Source organism: Burkholderia sp. CpTa8-5, assembly GCF_017815045.1.
GTDB classification, from domain to species: Bacteria; Pseudomonadota; Gammaproteobacteria; order Burkholderiales; family Burkholderiaceae; genus Burkholderia; species Burkholderia sola.
On sequence record NZ_JAGIQD010000057.1, the window covers coordinates 1 to 5,771 of the forward strand.

A 5,771-nucleotide genomic window follows, 5' to 3' on the forward strand; every position below is an offset into this window, starting at 1 on the left:
CATCTCAGCGCAACGTTTACAACCACTCCTTCCACAAAACAAAAATGCCGTTCGGTCGCTTAACTGAACGGCATTACGGCTCGATGGCCGGGTTTTTTGCGTGCGCATTTGCGTGCGCAACGGATGTTACATCGCGCCGTGCGTCAGAACTGCCACCACGACTTCTTCGTACCGGGGCGCGAATGGCCGGTCACGTACGGGCTGTCGGGGAACGTGCCGGCGAGCACGCGCTTGGTGTCCTCGGCGAGTTCCGGCTGGTTCAGCTTGCCGTACGACAGGATCATGATGTGCAGCGCATCCTCGATCGCCGGCGCGCCCTTGTAGTCCTTGATCGCGAGCTGCGCGCGGTTGATGGCCGCGACATACGCGCCGCGCCGGTAGTAGTAGTCGGCCGCGTGCACTTCGTGCGATGCGAGCGCGTTGACGATGTAGCGCATCCGTGCAGCCGCGTCGGGCGCGTACTTGCTCTTCGGGAAGCGGTCGACGACGACCTTGAACGCATCGTACGATTCGCGCAGCGCCTGCGGATCGCGCTCGCTCATGTCCTGGCCGGAGAAGCGCCCGAACAGGCCGAGATCGTCGTTGAAGTGGATCATCCCCTTCAGGTAGTACGCGTACGGGATGTCCGGATGATCGGGGTGGAGCTGGATGAAGCGATCGACGGCCTGGTCGGCGGCTGCCGCTTCGTTGTCCTTCCAGTTGCAGTAGGCAACGTTGATCTGCGCCTGTTGCGCGAAATGGCCGAACGGATCGCGGCCTTGCAGCGATTCGAAATATTTCGCGCACTTGCCCCAGTCGCCGCCGGACAGTGCGTCCTGGGCCTCTGAGTATAATTTGTTGTTCGACCAGGTAGCCGTCTCGTCCTGCTTCTGCGGCAAGCCGTGGCAGCCGGCGATGAGGGCCGCGGCCGCTACCGCCGCAGCCCGGGCGGCGACGGTTCTGGCCGTGCGTTTGGTCGAATTCATCATGCTCGCATGTCCTAGCTTCAAGTCTCGGTGACCCAGTCTAAATGACCCGTTCAAGTTCGCAGAATGCCCAGCCGGGCACACCAAATCGCGAAGATTATAGCCCAAGCGATCGGCCCGCCGACGCTGCGTCGGGGGATTCCCTCGATGACGATCTGGCCGGCGACGCATTGCCGCCGCCCGTGGTGCCGTCCGCGGCGCGCGACGACGCGCCGCGTATCGTCGAAGTGCCGCTGTCGCTCGCGGGCGAACGCCTCGACAAGGCGCTTGCCCAACTGTTCCCCGAATTCTCGCGCAGCCGCCTGCAGAGCTGGATCGAGGCGCAGCGCGTGCTCGTCGACGGCGCGCCGGCGAAGATCCGCCAGCCGGTGCCGCTGGGCGCGAAGATCCAGCTCGTGCCCGATCTGCTGCCCGAGCAGCTCGCGTTCACGCCGGAGCCGGTGCCGCTCGACGTGATCTACGAGGACGACGCGCTCGTCGTCATCAACAAGCCGGCCGGCCTCGTCGTCCATCCGGCCGCCGGCAACTGGAGCGGCACGATCCTCAACGGTCTGCTGCATCGTTACGGCGACGCGGCGGCCGGCCTGCCGCGCGCGGGGATCGTCCACCGGCTCGACAAGGAAACCTCCGGCCTGATGGTGGTCGCCCGCACGCTGGCCGCGCAGACGGATCTCGTGCGCCAACTGCAGGCCCGCACGGTGAAGCGCCGTTATTTCGCGCTGGTGTGGGGCACGATGCCCGAGGAGGGCACGATCGACGCGCCGATCGGCCGCGACCCGCGCGAGCGCACGCGCATGGCTGTCGTCACCGGCGCGTCGGGCAAGCCCGCGCGTACGCATTTCCGAACGGTTGACACATGCCTGTGGCAACGTCAGCCGGTATCGGCGATTCAGTGCGATCTCGAGACCGGCCGCACGCACCAGATCCGCGTGCACTGCGCGCACGCCGGGCACCCGCTGCTCGGCGATCCCGTCTACGGGCGCGCGCGCGGCAAGCGCTCGGTCGCGCCGCTGCCGGACGGGTTCGCGCGACAGGCGCTGCATGCGTGGCGGCTCGGCCTCGTGCATCCGGTCACGGGCAAGGCGATGCAGTGGCGCTGCCCGCTGCCGGACGACATGAACGCACTGGTCGCGGCGCTCGGCTTCGGGCAGGGCGACGAGGAATTCGACGACGACGACGGTGTCTACGACGATGACGATTTCGGCGGCGAGTATCACGACGACGAGCCGTACCTGGACGATGAGGAGGAGTGAGTGTCGATGACGAACCTGGGGCCGTTGACGTGGCAGGACTGCGTGCGGCCCGACTGGCGGGTATCGCCGCGCGTGCGCGCGCTGATCACGACGCGCGACGGCGGTGTGAGCGAAGGCTCGTACGGGCGTTGGCGGGACGGTGCCGCGCTGCCGGGCGGAATGAATCTCGGCCTGCATACCGGTGACGATCCCGACCATGTCGCCGTCAATCGTGCGCGCGTGCTTGCCCTCGCCGGCCAGCCGAGGGCCGCGTGGCTCGAGCAGGTTCACGGTGCGCAGATCGTGCAGGCGGACGAGGTGATCGCCGCGGCGCCCGCTGCAACGGCGCCGGTGCGGGCCGACGCGAGCGTCACGAACCGACCAGGCGCCGTCTGCGTGGTGATGGTGGCCGATTGCCTGCCCGTGCTGCTGTGCGACGCGCAGGGCCGCGCGGTCGGCGCCGCGCATGCAGGCTGGCGCGGGCTTGCGGAGGGCATCGTTGAGCAGACGGCCGCGCGCGTCGCGGCGCTCGCGGGCGGCGCGATCGACGCGCTGCATGCGTATCTCGGTCCGGCGATCGGCCCGCAGGCGTTCGAGGTCGGCGCCGACGTGCGCGACGCGTTTCTCGACACGGCTCCGCAGTCGGAGCATGATGAAACCCGTCGTGCGTTCGTCGCGATCGACGGCGCGCCCGGCAAGTTTCTGGCCGACCTCTACGCGCTTGCGCGCCTGCGCCTCGCGCGTGCGGGCGTGGCGCACGTGAGCGGCGGGACGGCGTGCACGGTCGCCGAACGCGCGCGCTTCTATTCGTACCGGCGCGACCGCGTGACGGGCCGCATGGCCGCGGCAATCTGGCTGGCCGATTGACGGCATGCGTATGCGCGCGTGGTTTTGTTGCGCCGCGAAATCGGGTTATCTCGATATTGAGGCGGCAATGCGGCGTTGCATGCGCGACTGAATGAAAAATCCCGAGGTCAAGCCGGAAAAAATGTTTTATGTTTCGCCGGAACCCTTGTCCCGTCTGTTGCGCGTGGATTATCTCCGTGCAGAAATGTTCAGTGGTTTGATCTCGCGCTTCACATGGGGAAAACGATAATGATAAAAATACCGCACTGCGGCAGAATCTGGAGACGCCTCTCCAGAGCATGACGGCCCGGCTCGCAGCCGGCACGCCGCGCGCGAGCAGGATTTCACGATTGACGCTCACGAATCACCGGTAAGGCAGGTAATGACAGCATCGAAAAATTCGTCGACGTCCGCGCATGCGGGCACTTCCGCGGGCAGCGCCGGTGTCGATCCGGCCGCCCAGCCGATGCAGCAGATGTTCGAGTCGTGGTTGAACGCGTGGCGCGGTTTTGCCGATCCGGCGCGTGCCGCGACGGTATCGGCCTCGGTCAATCCATTCGCGACATTCCAGTTTCCGACGTCGTTTCCGTTCCAGATGCCGTCGATGCCCGACTTCGGCGCGATGGCGTCGCCGTTCGCGGGGCTGAAGCTGCCGGTGGCCGCGATTCCGCCCGAACGGCTCCAGGCATTGCAGGCCGATTACGCGCGCGACTGCATGACGCTGATGCAGCAGGCGGCCGCCGCGAAGCTCGAGTCGCCGGAATTGAAAGACCGCCGCTTCAGCGGCGACGCGTGGAAGGCGTCGCCCGCGCATGCGTTCGCGGCCGCCTGGTATCTGCTCAACGCGCGCTATCTGCAAGAACTGGCCGACGCGCTGCAGACCGATCCGAAGACGCGCGAGCGCATCCGTTTCACGGTCCAGCAATGGACGGCCGCCGCCGCGCCGAGCAACTTCCTCGCACTCAATCCCGACGCACAGAAATCGATCCTCGAAACGCACGGCGAAAGCCTGCGGCAGGGGATGATGAATCTGCTCGGCGACTTGCAGCGCGGCAAGATTTCGCAGACCGACGAATCGCAGTTCGTGGTCGGCAAGAACCTCGGGTGTACCGAAGGCGCGGTCGTGTACGAGAACGACCTGATCCAGCTGATCCAGTACACGCCGAAGACGGACAAGGTGTTCGAGCGGCCGCTGCTGATCGTCCCGCCGTGCATCAACAAGTTCTACATCCTCGACCTGCAACCCGAGAATTCGCTCGTCGCGCACGCGCTGTCGAGCGGCCATCAGGTGTTCCTCGTGTCGTGGCGCAATGCGGACGCATCGGTCGCGCACAAGACGTGGGACGACTACATGAACGAAGGGCTGCTCGCGGCGATCGACGCGGTGCAGCAGGTCAGCGGGCGCGAGCAGATCAACACGCTCGGCTTCTGCGTCGGCGGCACGATGCTCGCGACCGCGCTCGCGGTGCTCGCCGCGCGCGGCGAACATCCGGCTGCGTCGATGACGCTGCTCACCGCGATGCTCGACTTCACCGATACGGGCATCCTCGACGTGTTCGTCGACGAGGCGCACGTGCAGATGCGCGAGCAGACCATCGGCGGCAAGAACGGGGCGCAACCGGGGCTGATGCGCGGCGTCGAGTTCGCGAACACGTTCTCGTTCCTGCGGCCGAACGATCTCGTGTGGAACTATGTCGTCGACAACTACCTGAAGGGCCGCACGCCCGCGCCGTTCGACCTGCTGTATTGGAACAGCGACTCGACGAGCCTGCCGGGCCCGATGTACGCGTGGTACCTGCGCCATACCTATCTCGAAAACAAGCTGCGCGAACCGGGCGCGCTGACCGTGTGCGGCGAATCGGTCGACCTGTCGCTGATCGACGTGCCGACCTTCATCTACGGTTCGCGCGAGGATCACATCGTGCCGTGGCAGACGGCCTACGCATCGACGTCGATCCTGTCGGGCCCACTGAAGTTCGTGCTCGGTGCGTCGGGGCACATCGCGGGCGTGATCAATCCGCCGGCGAAGAAGAAGCGCAGCTACTGGGTCAACGACGACCTGCCCGAATCCGCGGACGACTGGTTCGCCGCGGCGACCGAGCAGCCGGGAAGCTGGTGGACGACCTGGGTCGAGTGGCTGGACGCGTACGGCGGCCGCAAGGTCGCGCCGCCGGCCCAGCCGGGTTCCGCGCAATTCCCGGTGATCGAGCCGGCGCCCGGGCGCTACGTATTGCAGCGCGATTGACGAAAACCGGACAGCGGCGCACGCTGTTCGGTGCACCGCAGTTTTTTTAACAGGGCCGGTAACGATGCGCCGTGTCGTGCGGGCCTGGAGGAAAGGGAAATGACGGATGTAGTGATCGTATCGGCCGCGCGGACCGCGGTCGGCAAATTCGGCGGCTCGCTCGCGAAGATCGCGGCGCCCGAACTGGGCGCGACGGTGATCCGCGCGGTGCTGGAGCGTGCGGGCGTGAAGCCCGAGCAGGTCAGCGAAGTGATCATGGGCCAGGTGCTGACGGCCGGCTCCGGGCAGAACCCGGCGCGGCAGTCGCTGATCAAGGCGGGGCTGCCGAGCGCGGTGCCGGGCATGACGATCAACAAGGTGTGCGGCTCGGGCCTGAAGGCGGTGATGCTGGCGGCGAACGCGATCGTCGCGGGCGACGCGGAGATCGTGATCGCGGGCGGCCAGGAGAACATGAGCGCGGCGCCGCACGTGCTGCCGGGCTCG

5 protein-coding genes are annotated in these 5,771 nt (G+C 66.7%); 4 read left to right on the plus strand and 1 reads right to left on the minus strand.

Annotation, left to right across the window (positions count from 1 at the left end; genetic code table 11):
- Positions 1 to 143 precede the first annotated feature (143 nt).
- On the minus strand, positions 144 to 968 hold the full coding sequence (locus J8I35_RS34190) for an outer membrane protein assembly factor BamD (protein WP_046545840.1): 825 nt from the start codon (positions 966 to 968) through the stop codon (positions 144 to 146).
- 41 nt (positions 969 to 1,009) lie between these two features.
- On the opposite strand from J8I35_RS34190, the gene J8I35_RS34195 reads away from it, so the two are divergent.
- The 4 genes from J8I35_RS34195 to J8I35_RS34210 all read left to right on the plus strand — a co-directional run.
- A complete protein-coding gene (locus tag J8I35_RS34195; RefSeq protein WP_050013181.1) occupies positions 1,010 to 2,218 on the plus strand; it encodes an RluA family pseudouridine synthase in 1,209 nt (402 codons plus the stop codon).
- Positions 2,219 to 2,224: 6 nt separating this feature from the next.
- A complete protein-coding gene (pgeF, locus tag J8I35_RS34200) occupies positions 2,225 to 3,064 on the plus strand; it encodes a peptidoglycan editing factor PgeF (protein WP_209929375.1) in 840 nt (279 codons plus the stop codon).
- Positions 3,065 to 3,425: 361 nt separating this feature from the next.
- Entirely contained in the window at positions 3,426 to 5,288 is a 1,863-nt protein-coding gene (gene phaC, locus J8I35_RS34205) for a class I poly(R)-hydroxyalkanoic acid synthase (protein ID WP_209929376.1), read from the plus strand.
- Between the two features lie 99 nt (positions 5,289 to 5,387).
- On the plus strand, positions 5,388 to 5,771 hold a 384-nt coding region (locus tag J8I35_RS34210; protein ID WP_280885151.1), incomplete at its 3' end, for a beta-ketoacyl synthase N-terminal-like domain-containing protein.

Excerpts from the sequence above, each read along its gene's own strand:
- J8I35_RS34190 (WP_046545840.1), bottom strand. The coding sequence starts at position 968 with ATGATGAATTCGACCAAACGCACGGCCAGAACCGTCGCCGCCCGGGCT.
- J8I35_RS34195 (WP_050013181.1), top strand. The coding sequence starts at position 1,010 with ATGACCCGTTCAAGTTCGCAGAATGCCCAGCCGGGCACACCAAATCGC.
- pgeF (WP_209929375.1), top strand. The coding sequence starts at position 2,225 with ATGACGAACCTGGGGCCGTTGACGTGGCAGGACTGCGTGCGGCCCGAC.
- phaC (WP_209929376.1), top strand. The coding sequence starts at position 3,426 with ATGACAGCATCGAAAAATTCGTCGACGTCCGCGCATGCGGGCACTTCC.